The following is a 22,405-nucleotide window of genomic DNA, read 5'->3' as shown; positions in this document are numbered from 1 at the left end:
TTAAGGCTGCAAAAAACATACAGCCCTTCCTTTCATGATACGCCGCTCCACACCGATAAATTTCAGAATATTCTTTAGGATCATCAGCTATTATACACCACATTCATTGTCAGATGAAGCTGAAATTAAAGAAAAACAGCCAGTTTTATTCTGGCTGTTTGATTTAGACCGCTAAACAAAGGACGACAATGTGGCAAATCAGCAAAATATACACTGCGAATACAAATTGCCAATTGATCTTCCACGCCCATGCAAACACCACCATCAAAATAGGCAGCATCACAGTCCCCGCCAGCTTGTTAACCGTCAGATCCGGACTGTTCGCAACATCATAATGAATCGGCATCTGCGTCGGCAGAAAAGGGTAAAATACAATTGAAAGGATGAATGCAGCAATCACTGCTCCCCACAGCACTTTTCCATTCGTAAATAAAAACATAGAACCACCATTCCCTTCTTAAAACACATTGCTTTATGAATGATATGACTGTTCTACGGTGAATTTCGTTCGGTCTCCCCGGGTAATAATTTGCGCATATTCCACCACTTCTTCATTTTTATCATAGGTAAGGGATTCTGATAAAAACGCAGGCGCTCCGACATTGGTTAATAAGTGGCCGCTGATCGTTTCATCGGTTAAAATCGGTTCGATCGATTCCGTGCCCCTGCTGATTTCAATATTGTATTTTGTCCTTAACAACTCAAACAGCGAGCCGGTGCATTCCTCCTGCGCCAGCCCCGGTGCCGCCTTCCAGGGAATATATGAGGTATGATACTGCAAAGGTTCCCCCTCGGCGTATCTGACTCTGACAAGCTTGTTGACAGGTTCATTCTCTTTCATTTTCAAAAGCTCGGCAATGGAGTGATCGGCAGGAATCACCACAAGCTCAAGCACTTTTGATTCAGAACGAAGGCCTCTCATTTGTTCTGCAAAGCTCGTAATCTTATGCGGAATCGGCGTTTGTATTTTTGCCGCCGATACAAATGTCCCTTTTCCTTGAATTCTTTTAATATATCCCTCAAGCTCCAGCTGCTGAAGGGCCAGTCTCACAGTTGTTCTGCTGACATCATATTGTTCGCAAAACTCACTCTCCGTCGGCAGCTGATCATTCGCCTGATATTTGCCCGATTTAATCAACTCAATGATTTTAAACTTGATCACAGAATATAAAGCTGTCATTTCATTCTCCCCATTCTGTATGCAATCCGTTCTTTTTCATTGAGACCATAATACCATTTGCCATCCCAATATGAAAGATTTGTATCCTTCTTTTATAACAAATTTTCAGAAATTAATATTGACAGTTTGATAAGGGCGGTGCTAAATTCGTAATGACAAGTATCATAAATTGGTCATAACAAATATGGTGCTTGTCTATCTCTTTGAGGGGGTGTCACATGAAGATTCTAATCGCCGAGCACTACGAAGAACTCTGTAAGTTAAGCGCTGCCATTATTAAAGAACAAATACAAGCTAAGAAAGATACCGTTCTCGGCCTGGCAACAGGAAGCACACCGGTCGGCTTGTATAAGCAGTTGATTTCAGACTATCAGGCAGGCGAAATTGATTTTTCAAAGGTTACTACATTTAATTTGGATGAATACGCTGGTCTCTCTCCATCTCATCCGCAAAGTTATAACCACTTTATGCATGAGCATCTATTTCAGCATATCAATATGCAGCCTGATCATATTCATATCCCGCAAGGAGACAACCCGCAGCTTGAGGCGGAATGCAAAGTATACGAGGATCTCATCCGCCAGGCGGGAGGCATTGATGTCCAAATTCTCGGCATCGGCGCCAATGGCCATATCGGTTTTAATGAACCGGGATCTGATTTTGAAGACCGGACACGTGTTGTGAAGCTCTCGGAAAGCACGATACAGGCAAATGCCAGATTCTTCGGCGGTGATCCGGTGCTGGTGCCGAGACTCGCGATTTCAATGGGCATTAAAACCATCATGGAATTCAGCAAACATATTGTGCTTTTAGCAAGCGGCGAGGAAAAAGCAGACGCCATTCAAAAGATGGCTGAAGGTCCTGTCACGACAGAAGTACCAGCCTCCATTCTTCAAAATCACAATCATGTAACCGTTATCGCCGATTATAAAGCAGCTCAAAAATTAAAGAGTGCATCATTCTCATAACACAATAAAAGGAGACTGTCATGTTTAAAAAGGCATTTCAAATTCTGCAGCAGCTTGGCCGCGCGTTGATGACTCCGGTTGCCGTCCTGCCGGCAGCAGGTCTTTTGCTCCGTTTCGGAGACAAGGATTTACTGAACATCCCTATTATAAAGGATGCAGGCGGCGTTGTATTCGATAATCTCCCGCTGATTTTCGCCGTAGGGGTCGCGATCGGATTAGCCGGCGGAGAAGGTGTAGCCGGACTTGCCGCTGTCATCGGATACTTAATTTTAACCGTCACCCTCGACAATATGGGAAAATTACTCGGCCTTCAGCCTCCGTATGAAGGAGCCGAGCACCTGATTGATATGGGGGTTTTCGGAGGAATCATCATCGGGCTTCTCGCCGCCTATTTATATAAGCGATTTTCATCAATCGAGTTGCATCCGGTCCTTGGATTTTTCTCTGGAAAACGATTTGTCCCGATTATTACTTCCGTCAGTTCATTGGTGATCGGCGTCATTTTCTCATTCGTTTGGCCGCTGATCCAAAACGGAATTAACGCAGCCAGCAGTTTAATTGCCGATTCAACAGTCGGCCTGTTCTTTTATGCAACGATCTATCGTTTGCTGATTCCTTTTGGCCTGCATCATATTTTTTATACGCCTTTCTATTTTATGATGGGAGAATACACAGACCCATCAACAGGCAACACCGTAACCGGCGACCTGACAAGGTTTTTCGCGGGAGACCCGACAGCCGGGCGCTTTATGATGGGGGATTTCCCTTACATGATTTTCTGTCTGCCGGCAGTTGCACTTGCCATTATCCATACCGCGCGTCCGGAAAAGAAAAAAAATGATCTCCGGCGTGATGATTTCTGCGGCGCTCACATCTATGCTGACCGGAATTACAGAACCGGTTGAGTTTTCTTTCTTGTTCGTTGCGCCCGTGCTCTATTTGATTAACTCTATTCTTGCCGGCGTCATCTTTGTCGTTTGTGATTTATTCCATGTCCGCCACGGCTATACGTTCTCAGGCGGCGGAATTGACTACGTCTTGAACTACGGACTGTCTACAAACGGCTGGGTTGTCATTCCTGTCGGGATCGTGTTTGCTTTCATTTATTATTATTTGTTCCGATTTGCGATTCTGAAATGGAATTTGAAAACGCCCGGCCGTGAGACAGATGAAGACGGTCAGAATGAGGAGAAAACTCCAGTTGCAAAAGACCAGCTTGCCTTTCACGTGCTGCAGGCCTTGGGCGGACAGCAAAATATCGCTAACCTGGATGCGTGTATCACTAGGCTTCGTGTGACCGTTCATCAGCCAAGCCAAGTCAGCAAGGATGAATTAAAACGGCTTGGTGCAGTAGGTGTGCTGGAGGTCAACAACAACTTCCAGGCAATATTCGGAACCAAGTCCGATGCCTTAAAAGACGACATCAAAACAATCATGGCCGGAGGCGTCCCTGCCACCGCCGCCACGCTGGACACGGTAACTGACAAACCGCAGAAGCCCGATTCCGGTGAGACCTTTATTTATCCGATTAAAGGAGAAACAGTCTCTTTAGGGGATGTGCCTGATCAAGTCTTTTCAGAAAAAATGATGGGCGAGGGATTTGCGATTATACCATCAGAAGGAAAAGTCGTTGCACCTGCGGACGGCGAGATCGTCTCGATTTTTCCGACAAAACACGCCATCGGCTTTATGAGCGCCGGCGGCACTGAAATCCTGATTCATGTCGGCATCGATACCGTCAAACTGAATGGGGAAGGCTTTGAAGCACATGTCACAAGCGGACAAGCCGTCAAACAAGGCGAACTGCTTCTCACCTTTGATCTCAATTACATCAAGCAGCATGCCGCTTCAGCCATAACACCGGTTATTTTCACAAATACCTCTGAAGAAGATCTAAAGCACATTCAAATGAAGTAAAAAAGTCCCCCCTGCTGCGGGGGACTTTTTCGCCAACATAATGAAAGCGCTGTCAAAATAAAATAACTTGAAAAAAGGTGTTTGCATTTGAATCACGAATGATATGAATATGCCTAAATTCTATCGTTCTAAAGGGGGATTCATTTGAAAAAATTAATCGCGTTTCAAATTTTAATCGCTTTGGCTGTCGGCGCAGTGATCGGCCACTTTTTTCCTGATTTCGGGATGGCACTGAGGCCTGTCGGAGATGGATTTATCCGCCTGATTAAAATGATTGTTGTGCCGATTGTGTTTTCTACCATTGTCATTGGAGCCGCAGGAAGCGGAAGCATGAAAAAAATGGGCAGCCTTGGTATCAAGACGATCATTTGGTTCGAAGTGATTACAACGTTGGTATTAGGGCTTGGACTTTTATTAGCGAATGTCTTAAAACCAGGTGTCGGGCTTGACCTCTCCCATTTGGCAAAAAAAGATATCCATGAACTTTCCGGCTACACAGACAAAGTTGTTGATTTCAAGCAAATGATCCTGGATATTATCCCTACAAACATTATTGATGTCATGGCCAGAAATGATTTGCTTGCCGTTATTTTCTTCGCCATTTTATTTGGTGTCGCCGCAGCTGGTATCGGCAAAGCTTCTGAACCAGTAATGAAGTTCTTTGAATCTACCGCTCAGATTATGTTCAAGCTCACACAAATCGTCATGGTCACTGCTCCTATCGGCGTGTTAGCCCTGATGGCAGCTTCTGTAGGCCAATACGGCATTGAACTCCTCCTCCCTATGTTTAAGCTGGTTGGCACCGTATTCCTTGGCCTGTTCCTGATCCTCTTTGTCCTCTTTCCGCTTGTCGGTCTCATCTTTCAGATTAAGTATTTCGAAGTATTGAAAATGATATGGGATCTGTTTTTAATTGCATTTTCCACCACCAGCACTGAAACCATTCTCCCTCAGCTGATGGATAGAATGGAGAAATACGGCTGTCCCAAACGAGTGGTATCATTTGTCGTTCCCTCCGGCTTGTCATTGAACTGTGACGGCTCCAGCTTATATTTATCAGTTTCTTGTATCTTTCTCGCACAGGCCTTTCAAGTAGACATGACATTGTCCCAGCAGCTGCTCATGATGCTTGTGCTTGTGATGACCAGTAAAGGCATTGCAGCTGTACCCTCAGGATCGCTTGTAGTTCTTCTGGCGACTGCCAATGCTGTAGGACTGCCGGCTGAAGGCGTTGCCATTATCGCGGGTGTTGACCGCGTCATGGACATGGCGAGAACGGGCGTGAACGTACCGGGACATGCGATCGCCTGTATCGTGGTATCAAAATGGGAAAAGGCCTTCCGCCAAAAAGAATGGGTTTCCGCAAACAGCCAAACTGAAAGCATATAGAAAAAAAGAACACCTCAATACGAGGTGTTCTTTTTTTATTCAGCAGCAGCGTGATCTTCTGTTTCAATCGCTGCCAGTCTTGCGTTTACTTCTTCTTCTGTCATATTATGCTCTTTCACATACAGGTTTCTTGGGTTCGTGCGGCATTCGTGGCTGCAGCTGCGCATATATTTATACTCATTTTCCGGTGTGCATATCATTTTTTTATTGCAAGATGGATTTGCGCAGTTCACATAACGCTCACACGGTTCTCCTGTAAAGTAGTCCTTGCCGACAATCACATGCTCAACACGGTTGACAGGCACGCTGATTCTTTCATCAAATACGTAGCACTGGCCGTCCCAAAGCTTGCCTTGCACCTCAGGATCTTTTCCGTATGTCACGATTCCGCCGTCAAGCTGTGCTACATCTTCAAAGCCTTGCTTCACCAGCCATCCTGAGAACTTTTCACAGCGCACGCCGCCTGTACAGTACGTTAAAATCTTTTTGCCTTCAAGCATATCTTTGTGTTCTTCAATCCATTCAGGTAATTCGCGGAAGGCTTCGATGTCAGGACGGACCGCACCTCTGAAATGGCCAAGGTCATACTCGTAATCGTTACGCGCGTCGATTACAATTGTGTTTGGATCCTGCATCTTCTCATAAAATTCTGCAGGCTTCAAATGCTGGCCTGTTGTTTCGTTCGGATCGACATCATCTTCCAGACGAAGCGTTACAAGCTCTTTTTTATGGCGGACGAAGATTTTTTTGAAGGCATGGCCTTCTGCTTCATCAATTTTAAATACCATGTCCGCAAAACGAGGATCAGCTTTCATTGTTTCCATATATTTTTCAGTCTGTTCAACCGTACCTGATACCGTACCGTTAATTCCTTCAGAAGAAACAAGGATACGGCCTAACAAACCAAGCTCCTTACAAAAAGCCAGATGCTGCTCTCTAAACGCCTCTGGATCTTCAATCGGAACATATTTATAGTAAAGTAATACTCTGTATTGTTTTTCCATGTTTTAAACACCCTGTTCAATTATAGTTAGTTGCTATGCACACTCTTACTATATCATACAGGAAAATGCCGCAAAGATGAACAGATCCGCCCAGACTGATAAAAATATCCAAGCTCTTACAAACCTAAGCAGCACAAGGGTTTATTAATAACAAATAGTATTTTCCAATAACTCACTAATAAAAATAGTTGTCTGAAAACTATTTTTGTAGTTCCTCTTCAAAAGATAAATTTACCGGTTCATCTAAAAGTTCTCCCGGCATTTCAAGGTTTGTTGAAGGAACGCTCTCATCTACCTCTTCAAAAACAACATGATCCATCCACACCTGACCCGGCCCAGATAATTGAACGCCAAAAGATATCACAGCGCTATTTTCTGGGACATCTAAAACGATAGCATAATGATTCCAATTGGTTGTTCCGGTAATAGGTCTGTTGCTCATATTATCAAATTGGAGAACATCATCAGCAGCACTGTCAACCCGCATCCAAAGTGAGGCAAAATGCTGCACCCCCTTTGTTTTGATAAAACTTGATAGACGAAGCCTTTTTCCTAGATAGCGATCTGCTTTGAATTGCTGCATCATCGTCGCAAATTCACCGATATCCTGCACCATCGTTGACTTTAAATACCCTGAAGCTTTTCCCTGATGTACATTTTCCCGGTCAATCCCCATTTCGAATTGGAACGGATGGCTCCCGCTCAATACCCAGCCTTTCATTTTTTTCTCCATGTAAGATTCCTCCCTTTTTGAAGTAAAGCGTTTCATAAATGTTCGGTATGCTCCTGGCGGCATGTGATACATCTTTTTGAACGTCCTCGTAAATGCTTCTTGAGATTCAAACTGATAATACAAAGCAATATCGATAATACGATGATCTGTATAAAGCAAAGCTGCCGCCGCATTCGCAAGACGTCTTAACCGAATATAAGAAGCAACCGACATGCCGACTTCTTTTTGAAAAATCCGATGAAAATGGAATTTTGAAAAGCTTGAAACGTTAACAATATCCTCGTTTGATATTTGCTCATGTAAATGTGATTCAATCCAATTGATTGTTTTCTGGACAGCTTTTTCATAATACATTGCACGCTCCAATCTCCTTTCTGTTTTAGAATAATGGATCACGGATTATATGTTTTGATTATTTTTGCGATATGTAAAAATCCCCTGTTTACCACAGGGGACACCGCTCACTTGATAATGACAGAGGGCGTGATATGCTCCAGCCAAATGACACCGTCATATTGTTCCTTAAGGATCAGCTGCTCTTCTGTGAATCCCCAATAGAGTGCTGTGCGGGGGGTATACATCCACGAAGTGCCTTTCTTGTTTTTTGTATGGAGAAAATCAACAAAAACAGCCGGTCGGTCCGCCGCTTTCAGCAAAGCTTCAAGGCTCCCAGACGGCGGCGGGCTTGTAACCGGCTTAACAGTCTTATTATCGGAGCTATCAAGACTCGCACCTGAGTAAGCATAAATGCCAATCGTATATGTTTGTTTTTTCAGCCGCTCCGGCAAATAATCACCCATGTTAGAGCCGTTTAGCTGTACCCAGTCCTTTATCATCTTCGTATTCTGTTTGCGTAGATGGTAATTGTGGCCCCAGACAATGATTTTCTTTTTCGGATAAAGGGTGTCAGCTACCCACTGAAATTGTTCAGCCATCATGCGGTCTCTCATAAAGAATGAAAAATCCTCAATATTCTCCGGATACTCCTCTAGTTTTTCTTTCATTTCTTCCAGCATATACGTTTCCATTACGTCAATTCTCAGCTGAAGAGAATGCATAAACATCTCATAAGCTTTCGGCTCTTTTGGAAGGTTTTCTTTTAGCTCTGAAGCATGTGTTTTAGTGAACTTGATCAGCTTCTGATAGTTTTTCACAAGCTTTTCCTTCTTTTGCGAAAATTCATCAAACGTATTGCTGTCTGTCACTAATGTTGAAAAATCATTTTCTGATTGGGAGAGCAACTCTGCTTTCTCAGGGTCCACCGCTTTTACCCAATGAGTCGCAGCATCATTGAATGAATTCTTCATGCTTTGAATATCAAAACCGGTAAGGATCAGCGGATCGCCTTTCTCTTTTTGCTCTTTCATGTAATCAAACAATTCAACAACATCTTCTGTGTGCCATACAGCGTAAATGGAGTTTTTCATCGTGCTTTTAGGGGTTAATTGGTCCATATTAAGGTAGGATGCATTTGTATCAGGAAAACCGGACTCAAAGGCCAATACATCGTATCCCAGCTCTTCGTGGAGGTATTTGATCATTCTGACCTTTGTGGCATTGATTTCGCCAGCGCCATGTGTCGTTTCTCCTAACTGAACGATTCGTTTTCCTTTCAGCACCTTCTTCAGAAAGCGAAGGTCTTTGTTTGAAGCATTGGAAGCATCCAGCGGCTGTGCATGTCGTTCAATCCATGAACCCCAATATTTTTCTTCAGAAGCAGCACGTGCCGAGACTGAAAAAGAAGAAAACGCTAGACAGACAATCAGCAGCAGCAGGATCATTCTCACTATCATTCGTTTCAATTCTATCTCTCCTTTTCTGCTAGGTTCTCTAGTCATTACGAGATAGATATAGAAAAAGTTTCCTTTTCCTGCCAACAAAAAAGCTTCTCTGTTGAAAGAAGCTTTAGCTGGATTCTCTCATCACCTGATGAAAGTAAAACCGATACGTATTTCGTAAAAATGTCTCAACCGGAAGCTGCACATCCGCTTGGTATTTGCTGATGATGAATGGAAACCGCTCGATTCCTTTTTCGCGCAAATTGTTCGCTTGTTCATCATCTATTGCCTTCTCTTGCAAAACCGCTTCAACGATCGGCCAGCACACTTCTCGCACTTGCCGCAGGACGGCTTCATCTCCGGTGTTCTGATAATCTGTAATCCAGCTGATGATTTGTTTCTCCATAAGTCTCACCTTTCTTCAAAAAAAGAGGCGCTGCGTTTATGCAAGCTCCTCTTTTTACTCTTCATAACCTATCAGTTCTCCGACTTGGACTTCTTGGCCTTCTGCTAAATGGGCGGACGGCTGGAACGCGTCTTTTTCAAAAATCAAAATGACCGTTGAGCCAAATGAAAAGTATCCCAGCTCTTCGCCGATCTCCAATTCAGTACGGGTATTCGTCTGCACGATAGAATTAATATTCATCGCGCCGACAGGAATCATCAGGAGATTTCGGCTGCCGCTATTCAGCTCGTACACAAACCGGTAATTTTTCGACAGCACATCTTTCCCGTATTTTAAGCCTAGTTGATTTACCGGGTATGAGCGATTTCCAAGCTCGGCCAGCTTTTGATACCTGCAGCTGATCGGAGAATGGAAACGGTGATAATGCCTCGGGCTTAGATACAGCACGACGAAGTAACCGCCATTGTATTGATGGTCTGCGCTTTTACAGCCGGTCAGCTCAGCGAATGAGTAATCTTTTCCCTTCACCGTAAAGGTTTGATTCGGGTTGATGATTCCTACCGTCTGAACTACACCATCAACAGGGCTGACCACCGCATGCGCCTCTTTTGACACAGGGCGCCGCTCCAGATTTATTTGTCGAATGAACAATTCGGACAGCGATCCGTAATCAGCAGCCGTACCGTCCACATCATCCCAATTCAGCCGAAAATGTTTTGAGAAAAGCGGAATGACCGGTTTGCTGATTTTCGACTCGCAAAATCCTTTAATCAGATAGGATGACAAACGATGATTCGTCAGCTCTATCAATGATCGATACAGAATCTTTACAGCCGTATTAAACATGAATAATCCCTATAACCCTTCCGATTGTAATAAAAACAAAGCACCATAAAAAGGCGCCGATTGCAGCAAACGCAACATACGTTTTCAGATCCATTTTGCCGATCCCCGAAAAGTAGCACGTCACATGTCTGACGCCGGGAATAAAATAACCTAAAATAAGAGAATATGGACCGTATTTCTTCATCCATTTTTCCACTTTCATCATTCTTTTTTCTTTTAAGCCGACCCACTTGCCGTACTTGTCAATAAACGGGCGTCCGGCTTTTCTGCCAATCATGTAGCTGATCAGCATACCTAACAAAGCCCCGACAAAACTAATCAATATCGAAAGCTCATAATTCAATACATCGGTATGCGTGAAATAGCCAACAACGGTCATCATCACTTCATCTGGAATCGGCAATCCTACAATTCCTAATACCAGCATCAAAAAAATAGCGAGATAACCGTAATCCGCTATGAGCTGCTGAACTAATTCCATCTCCCAGACTCCAGGTTTTCTGCCGCATGTTTTTTAAAATGAGGGAATTTTATTTTACTCACCATCAAATATGAGAGTCCGCAAGTGCCGATTGCCAGAAGGATCGGGTTATAGGTGAAGCTTAGAATAACGAGACACATGCCCGCAAACGGAATCGGCATACCGATAAATGTCGGGAGCTTGCTTTGTTCAATGTTAAATTTAGAGAGGCGAAGCATTCCGCAAATGCTGTACGTCAATGCGCATAAGATCCCGATAAATGGCAGGGTATACAACGCGACACTGTAAGCAAGCATAGAAGGAGCCACCCCAAACGTAACCAGATCGGCAAACGAATCCAGTTCTCTCCCCATATCAGAAACGGCATTCAGCTTACGAGCAGCCATCCCGTCAAAGAAATCAAGGAACATGCCTGTAAAAATAAAAAGCACTGCTGAATGAATGTTGTGATATAGCAAGGAATGAATCGCCAGCAATCCGCAAATGAAGTTTCCTATCGTAATCATACAGGGGATGTAATTCACAGTGTAACCAAACCTCCAATTGTAAAACCATCTATATTATTTGACGATAGTGATCGAATAGCGTTACAGGAAAAATTTTTCTCCAATAAGCATGATAACATAGAATGCTCCCAAAAAAGCAGCATTCAAATTCTATTATTATACAACATTTGTTACCTTTTGAAAAACGAATGCCAATCTTTTCATGTTCCTTACTATTTTATCCCCCCGCATAAAAAGGACAAGACGCGTTGATTGACGTACTCTGGCTGCTCCAGAGATAACAGATGTCCGGCGTTCTTTACGAATTCAGCCTGAATTCCCGGCACCAATACCGAAGCCCGCTCAAAGGCCATTTGCTGATGGTACATGACCTCGTGCTCACCGAACATCAGCAGTACCGGGACTTGTATCGATTTCAATTCCTGGTCTGTGAACACGTACGGAAAGCCGTTTTCTGTCGGTTTCAGGCTCCTTTGTTCATCCTGCCATTCCACGCCCGCCACAATTTGTCTTTGCAGTAAAGGATGCAGATCATAACTGTTGCCTGTGATCCACTTGATATATGATTCAGCTCCTTTTTCCCCTGTAAGCTCTGCAGCGTATTTATAGACATCCGGATGAAATGAAATAAACGCTTCAGCGGGACTCATAACAACCGCCCGCTCTACTCTTTCAGGCGCGCGGAGTAAGAAATTCACGATATGGGACCCGCCAAGCGAAAGGCCGGCCAGGTGTGCCGTCTCAAGTCCAAGAGAATCAAAGACATCTTTCATCCATTCTGCAAAATCAGCTCTCGTTTCCATGGCTGCTGATGGTATACTTTTATTTTTGTCTCCTATTATATCGACCGCATATGTACGAAATTGACTGCTCCACGCTGCGATATTCGGATACCACATCGCAGAGCTGAAAAGGCCTCCGTGAAGCAAAATGAGCGAAGGTGCGTCCTTTGGCCCACTTGCAATGATATGTGTTTTTCCAAAACGAGTAGAAACATAGAATGCTTCCGACTCAATCGGCCACAAAGAAAGGCTTTGATCATATGCCTGGTAAAAGCGCAGACCACTTTCAACCGCGGCAAACTGCATTGAATCTTGTATCATTTTCTTCTTTTTCCTCCGGGTTTGATTGATATAAAATAAGGGATAACGCCCCTTTTGTCTCGTAAGAAAAAATACCTATTTCTTATTATCTCACATAATAAATTTCCAGTATATAGTTTGGTTTCCTGCAATAAATAAAAAAGGCAGTTCCCTTAAAATCAAGGAAACTGCTATTCTTTGAAGACTAATGGAATGGCATGATCTTTTTTATCCTCTGTTAACGAGATCTGATGGGTTACTGATGTTTCACCCTTCGTCAACGCGACTGAGTAATCGCCTTTTCTGCCGGTATCCCATTTGATATCTCCGTTTTTGTCTGTTTTACCAAGTATCTCGCCAATCTCTGTACTCGGCTCCTTATCTGAAGAGGGCGCTTTGACAATCGTCACTTGAACCCCTGCGACCGGCAGCCCCTTAGCATCCTCCACATGAAGAGTGACAGGAATAGTCGTTTCTTTTTGAGAAGAATGCGTCTGCGAACTACATCCGCATAAAAACAAAATAGACATGAATATGGCTAGTTTGCTGTATTTATTGATTTGCCCAATATTGAATATTGTTGAATACATCGTTCGTCACCCTTGTTCCCAAGTTATATGACGATCCTCCGTTCGTGTGAATGGCAATCGCTGTCTGCCCTGTATCACTGTAGTTTCGATAAACAGGCGAGCCGCTTTGGCAGCCGTACGTATCGGTTGTATAGGTCAGCTTATACGTTTCAGCGGAGCGAATCGGCTTTGTATCAGACCACATCGTGCCAAAGGTTTTGTCACACGGGAATCCTGTCACTGACGAGGAAAGACCCACGGGACTGCTGCTGTTTGTAGTCCGGTAGCCGTACCAGCCAACCGTGTTTCCAGGAGAACCGTTTAATTTAATAGCTCCGTAATCATAATTAGTGTCTTTGCTTTCCGTCCATCCTTTGACGGAGTAAAACATCGTGCCTGAATAAGTGCCGTACGGATATGACGAACCATTGCGGCCCGGCGCGGCGGTTATCGTCGAAGCCCATCCATGATCCTGGCTGTAAACACAATGTCCAGCCGTGACGACTGTATTTGGATTGACTAAAAATCCGGTACATCCATAAGTGCTTGAAGTGCTGGGATACTTGATTGACAGTTGAACGGTTGCTCTATATGGAAAAGATGTAGTGCTGGAGATTCTGGTGCGTTCATCAGTTCCGATAATGCTCGAAGGCTGTAAGGTTTGAATGTTTTTTTCCAGTTCCGTTTGGCCGCCGTATAACGATTTACTTGTTTTTCCGGTTCCCTCATAAGGGGCGGAAACCTGATCTGCTTTTGACGTTTGGTTTTTCGTAGCATCAGCTTCTTTACCGGTATTCGATACAGAAGTTTGCGGGTTCTCTGCCGCTTTTGCCGGTTCGCCAAAAGATACCGCTGCTGCCAAAGCCAAACACAAAACCGTTAAGTAAGCGAACCATTGTTTTCTGAATCTTGGAACTAATTTCATTTTGTCATCTCCCTCCTTTAGTGTCAACCACCCGTATTGATGGAAGACTTTTACATTATAATCAGGTTTCTGATTCTTATGATAAAACTTTTATGGAGGAAGAAAAAAACAGGCCTTGTACGATGACAAGGCCTGTTCAAACTCTATTTTAAAATTAGCTGGTCCAACGCTTTCTTTGCATTCTCTCTTGCCGTTTCAACTGAATCAGCAGCAGAAAGCGCAACTGCCATACGACGTCCGGCTTTTGTTATCGGCTTTCCAAAGACGCGCACTTGAGTCTTTGGGACTGCCAGTGCGTTTTCCAATCCTTCAACAGTGTAATCCGCTAATTCTTCCGGCGCTTTGAGGGGCTTGCTGGCGCCAGGAGAAAGCTGTGTGATTTCTGTAATCGGAAAGCCGAGAATCGCCCGGACATGCAGCGCAAATTCTGACAAATTTTGCGTCACCAGCGTGACAAGACCCGTATCATGCGGACGAGGAGATACCTCACTGAAATATACCCTATCTTTCGCAAGGAACAGCTCAACACCAAACAGGCCGTATCCGCCAAGCTCATCCGTGATCGTTTTCGCAATATGCTTCGCTTCTTCTATTTGCTGCTCTGTCATATCATGCGGCTGCCACGATTCGATATAATCCCCGTCCTTTTGCACATGACCAATCGGCTCACAAAATGCCGTACCGTTAACCGCACGTACGGTTAAGAGTGTGATTTCTGATTCGAAAGGGATAAACTCCTCAACGATCACGCGGCCGTTTTTCACCCGTCCGCCTTCCATCGCCGTCTCCCAGCAGCTCTCTAAATCCGCTTCAGAGCGGCACACACTTTGGCCTTTTCCAGAAGAACTCATCAATGGTTTAACGACACAAGGAAAACCGATCTGAGCTGCCGCTTGTATAAATTCATCATATGTATTCGCAAATTCATAGCCAGCTGTCGCAAGTCCAAGCGTTTCCGCCGCAAGTCGTCTGATGCCTTCCCGATCCATCGTCAGCTTGGCCGCACGGGCATTCGGGATAACGTGAAATCCTTCCTCTTCAAGCTTCAGCAATTCATCCGTCGCAATCGCCTCAACCTCAGGCACAATCAAATCCGGCTTTTCTTTCTCAATGATGGTTCTGATCTGCTCTGGGTCCAGCATATCAACGACATAACTGTTATGCGCAACCTGCATCGCCGGAGCATGCTCGTAACTGTCAACTGCCACCGTCTGTACCCCAAGACGCTGGGCTTCAATCACTACCTCTTTACCTAATTCACCTGAACCTAACAATAAAACCTTCTTTGATTGATACATCTTTGCCCCTCCTATCTGTTCCAAACCATTATAACTGAAATATTCGAAAAATAAATTTTTATTAAAAAAGATAAAATTATTATTGAGGGTTAAAATCTTTTAAATTCTTAGACGAAAGCAGACCAATAACGGTCTGCTTTCTCTATTCCTAAACAGCAACATCATACAAGAAATCCCCCTAAATCATGCTACACTTAATTCAAGACCACCACACCGACAGGAGGCATCCCATGCAAAACGAAACCCGCACACTGCAGCTTGACCCACACCTTCATATAGAAGCCTACCGCTTCAAGGGAATTATGCAGAAGTTCCCGAACCACTTTCACGATTATTATGTGATTGGATTTATTGAAAAAGGGCAGCGGTATCTGGCCTGTCAGGATCAAGAATATATCATCAATCCAGGTGATCTTCTCCTCTTTAACCCCCGTGACACGCATAGCTGTGAACAGATTGACGGCCGGACGCTTGATTATCGGTGTATCAATGTCATGCCGGATATCATGGAGAAGGCGGTGAAAGAGATTACTGGCTCCGGGCATCTCCCTTATTTCTCCCAGCATGTGTTATTCCGCCATGAGCTGACAGCCAGCCTGCAGGAATTGCATATTTTGATATCCGAGGAAAAACAAGCTTTGCGTAAGGAGGAGCTGATCCGCCATTATTCAGATGTCACGTTCCTTAGCAGCGTTCCAGAACCATCAGACGAAGTCAAAATGGTTTGTGAATTTTTAGAAGAGCATTATGCCGAAAATGTTACACTCAATGATTTGAGTGAATTAACAGGCTGGAGCAAGTATCATTTATTGCGTTCATTTACAAAACAAAAAGGCATTACCCCTAATAGCTACATGGAAACAATCCGGATTAATCAAGCCAAAAAACTCCTTGAACAAGGGGTAAGGCCGATTGATGCGGCATTTCAGACAGGATTCAGCGATCAGAGTCATATGACGAAGTTTTTTAAACGGCAGGTGGGGCTGACGCCGAAGCAATACATGAAGATTTTTGAAAAGGAGCTTCACAGATGAACATACAAAGAGAAACTTCGGGGCATATCGCAGCCATTGTGACCATTCTGATTTGGGGGACGACCTTTATTTCGACAAAAGTTCTGCTGGCTGACTTCTCTCCAATGGAAATATTATTTTATCGGTTTTTGATGGGCTTTATCGCTCTTATCCTCGTCCGTCCCAACATGATTCCGTTCAGAAATTGGCGGCAGGAGCTGTTGTTTGCCGGAGCTGGTTTATTTGGCGTAACCTTATACTTTCTATTAGAAAATATAGCTCTCACCTATACATACGCATCCAATGTCGGCATGATCGTGTCCATTATACCGATGATCACTGCGGTTTTGGCCCATTTTCTGCTCGAAGGCGAAAAACTGCGTCTGACTTTTTTGATTGGATTTGTCTCGGCACTGATCGGGCTTTTATTGATTACGTTTAACGGCAATGTGGTACTGCGTCTAAATCCGCTCGGAGACATCATGGCAGCCGGGGCTGCTCTCGTGTTTGGCGGATACTCGATATTCATGAAAAAATTAAGCGCTTACGAATACCACATCATCGAGTTGACACAGAGAGTATTTTTGTACGGCTTATTGTTTATGGTTCCCGCCTTATTTTTGTTCGACTTCCATTTTGGCCTGAGCCGATTTTCATCTGCTTCGAATGCGCTTAACATGCTTTTCCTAGGCATTGGCGCTTCTGCCCTGTGCTTCGCCACTTGGAATTATTCAGTCGGCGTGCTCGGAGCCGTCAAATCCAGTGCGTATATTTACATGGTCCCGGTTATCACGATCGCCGCTTCCGTCCTGGTCCTGCATGAAAACATGACATGGATCGCTCTTCTAGGAGGCGCCCTTACGCTTTTAGGCCTCTACATCTCGGAGATGAAACCGAAAGCGAAGCTGATGGAGAACGAATGTAAAATGGATGCTTAATGTCTAAATTACAGTTTATGGGTAGACGACAGACATCTCACGCTGCGTTACAAATCAACTATGAAAATATGTTAAATAGTCTCAACTTCCCAATAGATGTTTGAGGTTTTACGCTTATAATCGTTCAGAACGCTTCAAATAAAATTCCGAAAACGCCCGCATAGTCGGTATGATCGACTTCGTATTAGAACAAAAATACAAAAAAAGCATCTCTGAATAATCCCAAATCAGAGATGCTTTCCCTTTGTCCTCATCACTTGTCTACCACAGACGCACTGTCACGCGTGACCGCCGCAGGCTCCCTCAGCATCACATTCATTACGCTCGCAAGCACGAGCATTCCAATCGACAAATAAAAAGCCAGTGTATACTCACCCGTTACCGTATAGATGACGCCGGGCACATACGCACCTAGTGCCGATCCGATCTGATGGGCGAGTGACAGCCAGCCAATCATGAGGCCGATCGAGTAGTTTTGAAAGTACTGGGTGGCGAGCATTTGAGTCGGTGCTACCGTTGCAAAATCCACTAATCCAAACAGAATCGCAAAGGTTAAAAGCAAGTAGGGCTCGTGGCTGTAAATAAGAATCACGATCGACAGCGCCCGCACCGCATATAAAAAGCACAGGATTTTCCGGCTGCTCCACCGGTCCGCTACAATTCCGGACAGCAAGATGCCAGCAATATTAAAGCCTGACAGCAGACTGACAGCAGCACTCGTGACTCTCGTTGAAAAGCCATGATCATGAGAAAACGGAATCAAATGGGTATCCATCAGCCCCACGGTCGTAAATCCACAGATCAAAAACGGAAAAATCAAGAACCAGAATTGCCTCATACGAAACATCCCGGCCACTGAAAGAGCTGTTGTTTTGGGTGCTGTTTCTTTTTCTGATGCAGCCAGTCCGCCTATCGGCTCTGTATTCTTTTCTGAAGGATTGTTCCGAAGCATCAGCAGCGCAGCCGGAAAGACAATCACGATTAACAGCAGTCCCAACACCACAACCGTCAGCTTCCAGCTAAACCAATGGATCAACATGAGTGAGCCGGGAACGAGAAGCATTTGCCCCGCGCCAAAGCCTGCTTCCATGATCCCAAAGGCTAGTCCCCGCTTTTTGCTGAACCAATTGACGACCAATACACTTGCCGCCACATTCGACGCTCCGCCAACTCCAAGCGAGACACCCAGCCCATAAAGCAAAAACAGCTGCCAAGGCGAAGTCACAAGGTATGTTAAGAAAATGCTGACTCCTGTCAGTAACGCACTCCATGCCAAAACAGCCCGGGCACCCCATTTGTCCACAAGCCGACCGATCACAGGCTGTGATATGCCATAAACAATAAAACTCACCGTCGAAATCAGCGAGATGGTGCTTCTATCCATTGAAAACTGCCGTTCCCACGGCTCCACAAACGCACCAAACGACAGCCGCACCCCCTGAACCGCCAATAAGATCAAAAAGGTGACGGAGACGATGATCCACGCATAATGCAGTCTTTTCATGACAGCTCCAAATCCCACCGTTCTTCTGTCAGCTGCTGTCCCCATAATGGCGCTTCTTGTTTTACTTCACTTATCCTGAATCCAAATTTTTCATAGAGCGGACGAGCCTCAGCCATGGTGCTCACCGTCCAAAGGAAAATGCGGTCAAACTTCATGTCTTGGCAGTATGCAACCAGATGCTCCAGCAATTGCGTGCCGAGCCCCCTGCCCCGAAAATCCGCATCAACCAGAAACCATCTGAGCTGGACTGTCTTTTCATCGTGCTTGACCAACCCGACAGAGCCGGCAAATTTCCCGCCGCTTTCCGCAATCCATATTTTTTCGATGTCAGCGTCAAATGTCTCCTGAAGATAAGCTAAAAACGTGTCATCCCAACCGTGAGCCTCCGCGTAAAATTGTCTTTGTTTCTCAATAAGGAGTTGAAGATCCTCCGAAAGAAAATAATCTCTTATCGATATCTCTGATGCTCTGGCAGAAAGCGACTGTGAAAGGATCGCTTCAATCTCTGCCATCGCCTCGGCAAGCTTGTGCTGCTCCTTTTGGTTGATTTCCTTCAGCATCAGTTCTACTTGTTCGTTGGCTTTCTCCTCCAGCTTTTTATAAATCGTTTTTCCTGTTTCTGTGACAAAAATATAATGTTGGCGGGCGTCATCTTTGCTCCTCTGTTTATAGATCAAATCTTCTTTTTCAAACTGCTTCACAATCCTGCTGACATATCCCCGGTCAAGCCCCAGCTTATCCTGAAGAGCTTTTGCCGTACAATTAGGCGTATTATAAATCTCAAATAAAATCCGTGTTTCTGTTAAGGAAAACGGGCTGTCGTAAATGTGCTCATTAAGGAAACCAAGGACGTTTGTATAAAATCGATTGAACTTTCTGAATTTTAATCCGACAGATGATTCTCTTGTTTTCAAATCAATCCCCACTTTCTAATATCGTTGACTAAGGCAATTATAATCACATATAGTTGCTTTAGTCAACGATATATTAGAAAGTGAGGTCTTTTTAATTTCCTGATTCCTTCCTTTTCCTTACCACAATCAATGTGATATAGGATAAAGCCAGAGAAACCAAGCTATAGACAACAGCCCATCCCAAAAATGATTGATTAAAAATGGTAAAGGTGAGCACAAGAGAAATCACCAAACTAAGCATTGGCATCAGATACGGGTTTTTACAAATACAGGTCCCGATAATCGATAGCAGCATAATTCCTAACGGTAAAATAAAGAATGCGATATCTAATTCATCCACCTTTAAACAGCCTCCCTCCAGATTTTTATGTTACTAGTAAAAAAATATAATTGCATTTAGTAAAAGGATAATATTTACTTCCCTAAGGCCCAATTTGAAAATTACCCGTTTACATTCGCTCCGGACTATGATAATTTAAGAAAGCGCTATCATGATAAGTTAATAGCTTGGATGGAGATGAGGAGAGCCAGGAATCCAACCCCTTTTGACAAGGGGTGTTTTCTGGCTCTTTTTGTTTTTCGGGAAAGGAGGCACGCCACACATCCAGCACAAACAGCAAAGGGGGATAATTATTAATGCTTAATATATTTAAACCGGCTCCTCATATTGAGAGACTGGATGATTCAAAGATGGATGCGGCATACAAACGGCTCAGGCTGCAAGTATTCATTGGTATTTTCATTGGCTACGCAGGCTACTACCTGCTGCGGAAAAACTTTGCCTTTGCCATTCCTTATCTGCAGGAACAGGGATTTTCGAAAACAGAACTGGGTTTGGTGCTGGCCGCTGTGTCCATTGCGTACGGCTTCAGCAAATTCATCATGGGAATGGTGTCTGACCGCTGTAATCCGAGATATTTTCTGGCGACAGGCCTATTTTTATCAGCAATCGTTAATATTCTATTCGTTTCAATGCCTTGGGTGACTTCGAGCGTCACCATCATGTTTATTTTTATGTTTATCAATGGATGGTTTCAAGGAATGGGCTGGCCGCCATGCGGCAGGACGATGGCCCATTGGTTCTCCATAAGTGAACGCGGCACAAAAATGTCAATCTGGAATGTCGCCCATAACATAGGCGGCGGTATTCTTGCTCCGCTTGTCACTCTTGGGATCGCGATGTTCGTCACTTGGAAAAGCGTGTTTTTCTTCCCTGCCATCATCGCCATTATCATTTCATTTTTAATTGTTTTATTGGTTCGTGATACGCCTCAATCCTGCGGACTCCCGCCAATTGAAGAGTATCGGAATGACTATCCAAAACACGCTTTTAAAAATCAGGAAAAAGAATTAACAACAAAAGAAATTCTTTTTCAATATGTGTTGAACAACAAATTTCTTTGGTACATCGCTTTTGCCAATGTATTTGTTTATTTCGTGCGATACGGCGTGGTTGACTGGGCGCCTACTTACTTAACAGAAGCCAAAGGCTTTTCTCCTGAAGACTCACGCTGGTCGTATTTTCTTTACGAATACGCAGGCATACCGGGAACGATCTTGTGCGGCTGGATCAGTGACCGATTCTTCAAAAGCCGCCGGGCACCGGCAGGCGTTTTGTTTATGGCGGGTGTTTTCATTGCCGTATTGGTGTACTGGCTGAATCCGGCCGGCAATCCGCTCGTGGACAATATCGCCCTGATCAGCATTGGCTTCTTAATCTACGGACCTGTTATGCTGATCGGCCTTCAAGCAATTGATCTTGCACCGAAAAAAGCAGCCGGAACTGCAGCCGGTTTGACCGGATTTTTCGGATACATCGGCGGATCCGCTTTCGCAAATGCCATTATGGGCTTTGTCGTTGACCGCTTTAATTGGAACGGCGGCTTTATCATGCTGATCTCATCCTGCATTCTTGCCATCGTCTTCTTGGCTTTGACGTGGAATACAGGAAAACGGGCAGAGCATGTTTAAGAAAGACACATAAAAGATTAATAGTTTTCCAACACGCCGTTTACATCCATTTTTTAATATGAAAGACAGGTAGTGCTTATCTATAAGGAGGAGAAATCATGAGAAAAAATAGAATACTGGCCTTGTTTGTTCTGTCGCTGGGCTTACTCTTATTTATGGTAACGCCAGTGTCGGCAGCGTCAAAAGGAAACCTGCTGTCACCTGACCGTATCCTGACCGTCGCGCACAGAGGGGCTTCTGGATATGTGCCTGAGCACACGATTCTGTCTTACGAAACCGCTCAGAAAATGAAAGCTGATTATATTGAATTGGATCTGCAAATGACAAAAGACGGGAAATTGATTGTCATGCACGATGAAAAACTGGACCGTACCACAAACGGAACGGGCTGGGTGAAAGACCATACGCTCGCAGACATTAAGAAGCTTGACGCCGGTTCTTGGTTTAATGAAGCCTATCCGGAAAAAGCAAAGCCGCAGTACGTCGGCCTTAAAGTTCCTACATTAGAAGAGGTATTAGACCGTTTCGGAAAGCACGCGAACTACTACATTGAAACAAAATCGCCTGACACCTACCCAGGTATGGAAGAAAAACTGATCGCTTCTTTGCAGAAACATAAATTACTGGGCAAACATTCTAAGCCAGGCCAGGTGATCATTCAATCGTTCAGCAAAGAAAGCCTAGTAAAAGTCCATCAATTACAGCCAAACCTGCCGACCGTTCAATTGCTGGAAGCCAAACAAATGGCGTCAATGACAGATGCTGCCCTGGAAGAAATCAAAACATACGCTGTCGGTGCGGGCCCGGATTATAAAGCTTTAAATCAAGAAAACGTCCGTATGATCCGCAGCCACGGCCTCCTGCTTCATCCTTACACAGTCAATAATGAAGCTGATATGCATCGCCTGCTTGATTGGGGCGTAACAGGAGTGTTCACCAACTATCCTGATCTTTTCCACAAAGTAAAAAAGGGTTATTAAAAG

The 22,405-nt window shown here is 44.4% G+C and carries 22 protein-coding genes and 1 pseudogene; 7 read left to right on the top strand and 16 right to left on the bottom strand.

All coding sequences use genetic code 11. The annotated features are described in order from the left end of the window. Positions 1–163: 163 nt before the first annotated feature. Entirely contained in the window at positions 164–439 is a 276-nt protein-coding gene (locus NSQ83_RS01765; RefSeq protein WP_038428307.1) for a DUF1648 domain-containing protein, read from the bottom strand. Between the two features lie 33 nt (positions 440–472). Next, positions 473–1,180, bottom strand: coding sequence for a transcriptional regulator GamR (gene gamR, locus NSQ83_RS01760; RefSeq protein ID WP_003234841.1), 708 nt, complete (start codon positions 1,178–1,180; stop codon positions 473–475). 218 nt (positions 1,181–1,398) lie between these two features. On the opposite strand from gamR, the gene nagB reads away from it, so the two are divergent. The 3 genes and pseudogenes from nagB to gltP all read left to right on the top strand — a co-directional run bounded on the left by nagB (position 1,399) and on the right by gltP (position 5,454). Continuing rightward, complete coding sequence (gene nagB, locus NSQ83_RS01755; RefSeq protein WP_198879030.1) at positions 1,399–2,148, top strand: glucosamine-6-phosphate deaminase; 750 nt, start codon at positions 1,399–1,401, stop codon at positions 2,146–2,148. Positions 2,149–2,168: 20 nt separating this feature from the next. Further along, positions 2,169–4,065 (top strand): annotated as a pseudogene (gene ptsG, locus NSQ83_RS01750) (glucose-specific PTS transporter subunit IIBC). 144 nt (positions 4,066–4,209) lie between these two features. Further along, a complete protein-coding gene (gene gltP / locus NSQ83_RS01745) occupies positions 4,210–5,454 on the top strand; it encodes a glutamate-aspartate/proton symporter GltP (RefSeq protein ID WP_003234847.1) in 1,245 nt (414 codons plus the stop codon). Between the two features lie 35 nt (positions 5,455–5,489). On the opposite strand, the gene NSQ83_RS01740 is transcribed toward gltP, so the two are convergent. From NSQ83_RS01740 to purT, 11 genes are all read right to left on the bottom strand, one after another. Next, positions 5,490–6,458: a rhodanese-related sulfurtransferase gene (locus NSQ83_RS01740; protein WP_003246287.1), complete on the bottom strand. Its 969-nt coding sequence runs from the start codon at positions 6,456–6,458 to the stop codon at positions 5,490–5,492. A gap of 199 nt (positions 6,459–6,657) precedes the next feature. Next, positions 6,658–7,545, bottom strand: a complete 888-nt coding sequence (locus tag NSQ83_RS01735) for an AraC family transcriptional regulator (RefSeq protein ID WP_151261982.1) — start codon at positions 7,543–7,545, stop codon at positions 6,658–6,660. 107 nt (positions 7,546–7,652) lie between these two features. Next, positions 7,653–8,993, bottom strand: a complete 1,341-nt coding sequence (locus NSQ83_RS01730; protein ID WP_198879029.1) for an erythromycin esterase family protein — start codon at positions 8,991–8,993, stop codon at positions 7,653–7,655. A gap of 103 nt (positions 8,994–9,096) precedes the next feature. Further along, entirely contained in the window at positions 9,097–9,375 is a 279-nt protein-coding gene (locus NSQ83_RS01725; protein WP_021481898.1) for a hypothetical protein, read from the bottom strand. A gap of 54 nt (positions 9,376–9,429) precedes the next feature. After that, on the bottom strand, positions 9,430–10,221 hold the full coding sequence (locus NSQ83_RS01720) for a phosphatidylserine decarboxylase (RefSeq protein WP_080528866.1): 792 nt from the start codon (positions 10,219–10,221) through the stop codon (positions 9,430–9,432). Beyond that, complete coding sequence (locus tag NSQ83_RS01715) at positions 10,214–10,702, bottom strand: DedA family protein (RefSeq protein ID WP_003234861.1); 489 nt, start codon at positions 10,700–10,702, stop codon at positions 10,214–10,216. The genes NSQ83_RS01720 and NSQ83_RS01715 overlap by 8 nt, the downstream gene beginning before the upstream one ends. Next, the gene (gene pssA / locus NSQ83_RS01710) at positions 10,693–11,226 is read right to left on the bottom strand and encodes a CDP-diacylglycerol--serine O-phosphatidyltransferase (RefSeq protein ID WP_009966430.1); all 534 of its coding nucleotides are present in this window, start codon (positions 11,224–11,226) and stop codon (positions 10,693–10,695) included. Before pssA ends, NSQ83_RS01715 begins: the two co-directional genes overlap by 10 nt. A gap of 194 nt (positions 11,227–11,420) precedes the next feature. After that, positions 11,421–12,311, bottom strand: a complete 891-nt coding sequence (gene cesB, locus NSQ83_RS01705; RefSeq protein ID WP_198879028.1) for an enantioselective carboxylesterase CesB — start codon at positions 12,309–12,311, stop codon at positions 11,421–11,423. A gap of 170 nt (positions 12,312–12,481) precedes the next feature. Then, on the bottom strand, positions 12,482–12,880 hold the full coding sequence (locus tag NSQ83_RS01700) for a YbfJ family protein (protein ID WP_198879027.1): 399 nt from the start codon (positions 12,878–12,880) through the stop codon (positions 12,482–12,484). Then, positions 12,843–13,784, bottom strand: coding sequence for a serine protease (gene mpr, locus NSQ83_RS01695; RefSeq protein WP_204551417.1), 942 nt, complete (start codon positions 13,782–13,784; stop codon positions 12,843–12,845). Before mpr ends, NSQ83_RS01700 begins: the two co-directional genes overlap by 38 nt. Positions 13,785–13,927: 143 nt before the next feature. Next, positions 13,928–15,097, bottom strand: coding sequence for a phosphoribosylglycinamide formyltransferase 2 (purT, locus tag NSQ83_RS01690; RefSeq protein ID WP_326379065.1), 1,170 nt, complete (start codon positions 15,095–15,097; stop codon positions 13,928–13,930). Positions 15,098–15,312: 215 nt separating this feature from the next. Here purT and NSQ83_RS01685 point away from each other — a divergent pair, with 215 nt between their 5' ends. Beyond that, positions 15,313–16,116 (top strand): AraC family transcriptional regulator, encoded by an 804-nt coding sequence (locus NSQ83_RS01685; protein ID WP_204551415.1) that lies wholly within the window; start codon positions 15,313–15,315, stop codon positions 16,114–16,116. Then, the gene (locus NSQ83_RS01680) at positions 16,113–17,033 is read left to right on the top strand and encodes a DMT family transporter (RefSeq protein ID WP_204551414.1); all 921 of its coding nucleotides are present in this window, start codon (positions 16,113–16,115) and stop codon (positions 17,031–17,033) included. Before NSQ83_RS01685 ends, NSQ83_RS01680 begins: the two co-directional genes overlap by 4 nt. A 253-nt stretch (positions 17,034–17,286) precedes the next feature. Here NSQ83_RS01680 and NSQ83_RS01675 read toward each other — a convergent pair whose 3' ends face one another. The 3 genes from NSQ83_RS01675 to NSQ83_RS01665 all read right to left on the bottom strand — a co-directional run bounded on the left by NSQ83_RS01675 (position 17,287) and on the right by NSQ83_RS01665 (position 19,791). Continuing rightward, a complete protein-coding gene (locus NSQ83_RS01675) occupies positions 17,287–18,537 on the bottom strand; it encodes an MFS transporter (protein ID WP_204551508.1) in 1,251 nt (416 codons plus the stop codon). After that, entirely contained in the window at positions 18,534–19,451 is a 918-nt protein-coding gene (locus NSQ83_RS01670; RefSeq protein ID WP_122894972.1) for a helix-turn-helix domain-containing GNAT family N-acetyltransferase, read from the bottom strand. Before NSQ83_RS01670 ends, NSQ83_RS01675 begins: the two co-directional genes overlap by 4 nt. A 91-nt stretch (positions 19,452–19,542) precedes the next feature. Continuing rightward, positions 19,543–19,791 carry a YbeF family protein gene (locus NSQ83_RS01665; protein WP_087614234.1) on the bottom strand — a complete coding sequence of 83 codons (249 nt, stop codon included), beginning with the start codon at positions 19,789–19,791 and terminating at the stop codon, positions 19,543–19,545. 296 nt (positions 19,792–20,087) lie between these two features. On the opposite strand from NSQ83_RS01665, the gene glpT reads away from it, so the two are divergent. Together glpT and NSQ83_RS01655 are read left to right on the top strand one after the other, a co-directional pair. Next, on the top strand, positions 20,088–21,422 hold the full coding sequence (gene glpT / locus NSQ83_RS01660) for a glycerol-3-phosphate transporter (RefSeq protein ID WP_003246460.1): 1,335 nt from the start codon (positions 20,088–20,090) through the stop codon (positions 21,420–21,422). 98 nt (positions 21,423–21,520) lie between these two features. Further along, a complete protein-coding gene (locus NSQ83_RS01655; protein WP_204551413.1) occupies positions 21,521–22,402 on the top strand; it encodes a glycerophosphodiester phosphodiesterase in 882 nt (293 codons plus the stop codon). Positions 22,403–22,405: the final 3 nt, after the last annotated feature.

The sequence above is a fragment of the Bacillus sp. PS217 genome (assembly GCF_037963535.1).
Taxonomy (GTDB): Bacteria; Bacillota; Bacilli; order Bacillales; family Bacillaceae; genus Bacillus; species Bacillus subtilis.
This window is presented reverse-complemented; position numbering and strand designations above follow the sequence as displayed.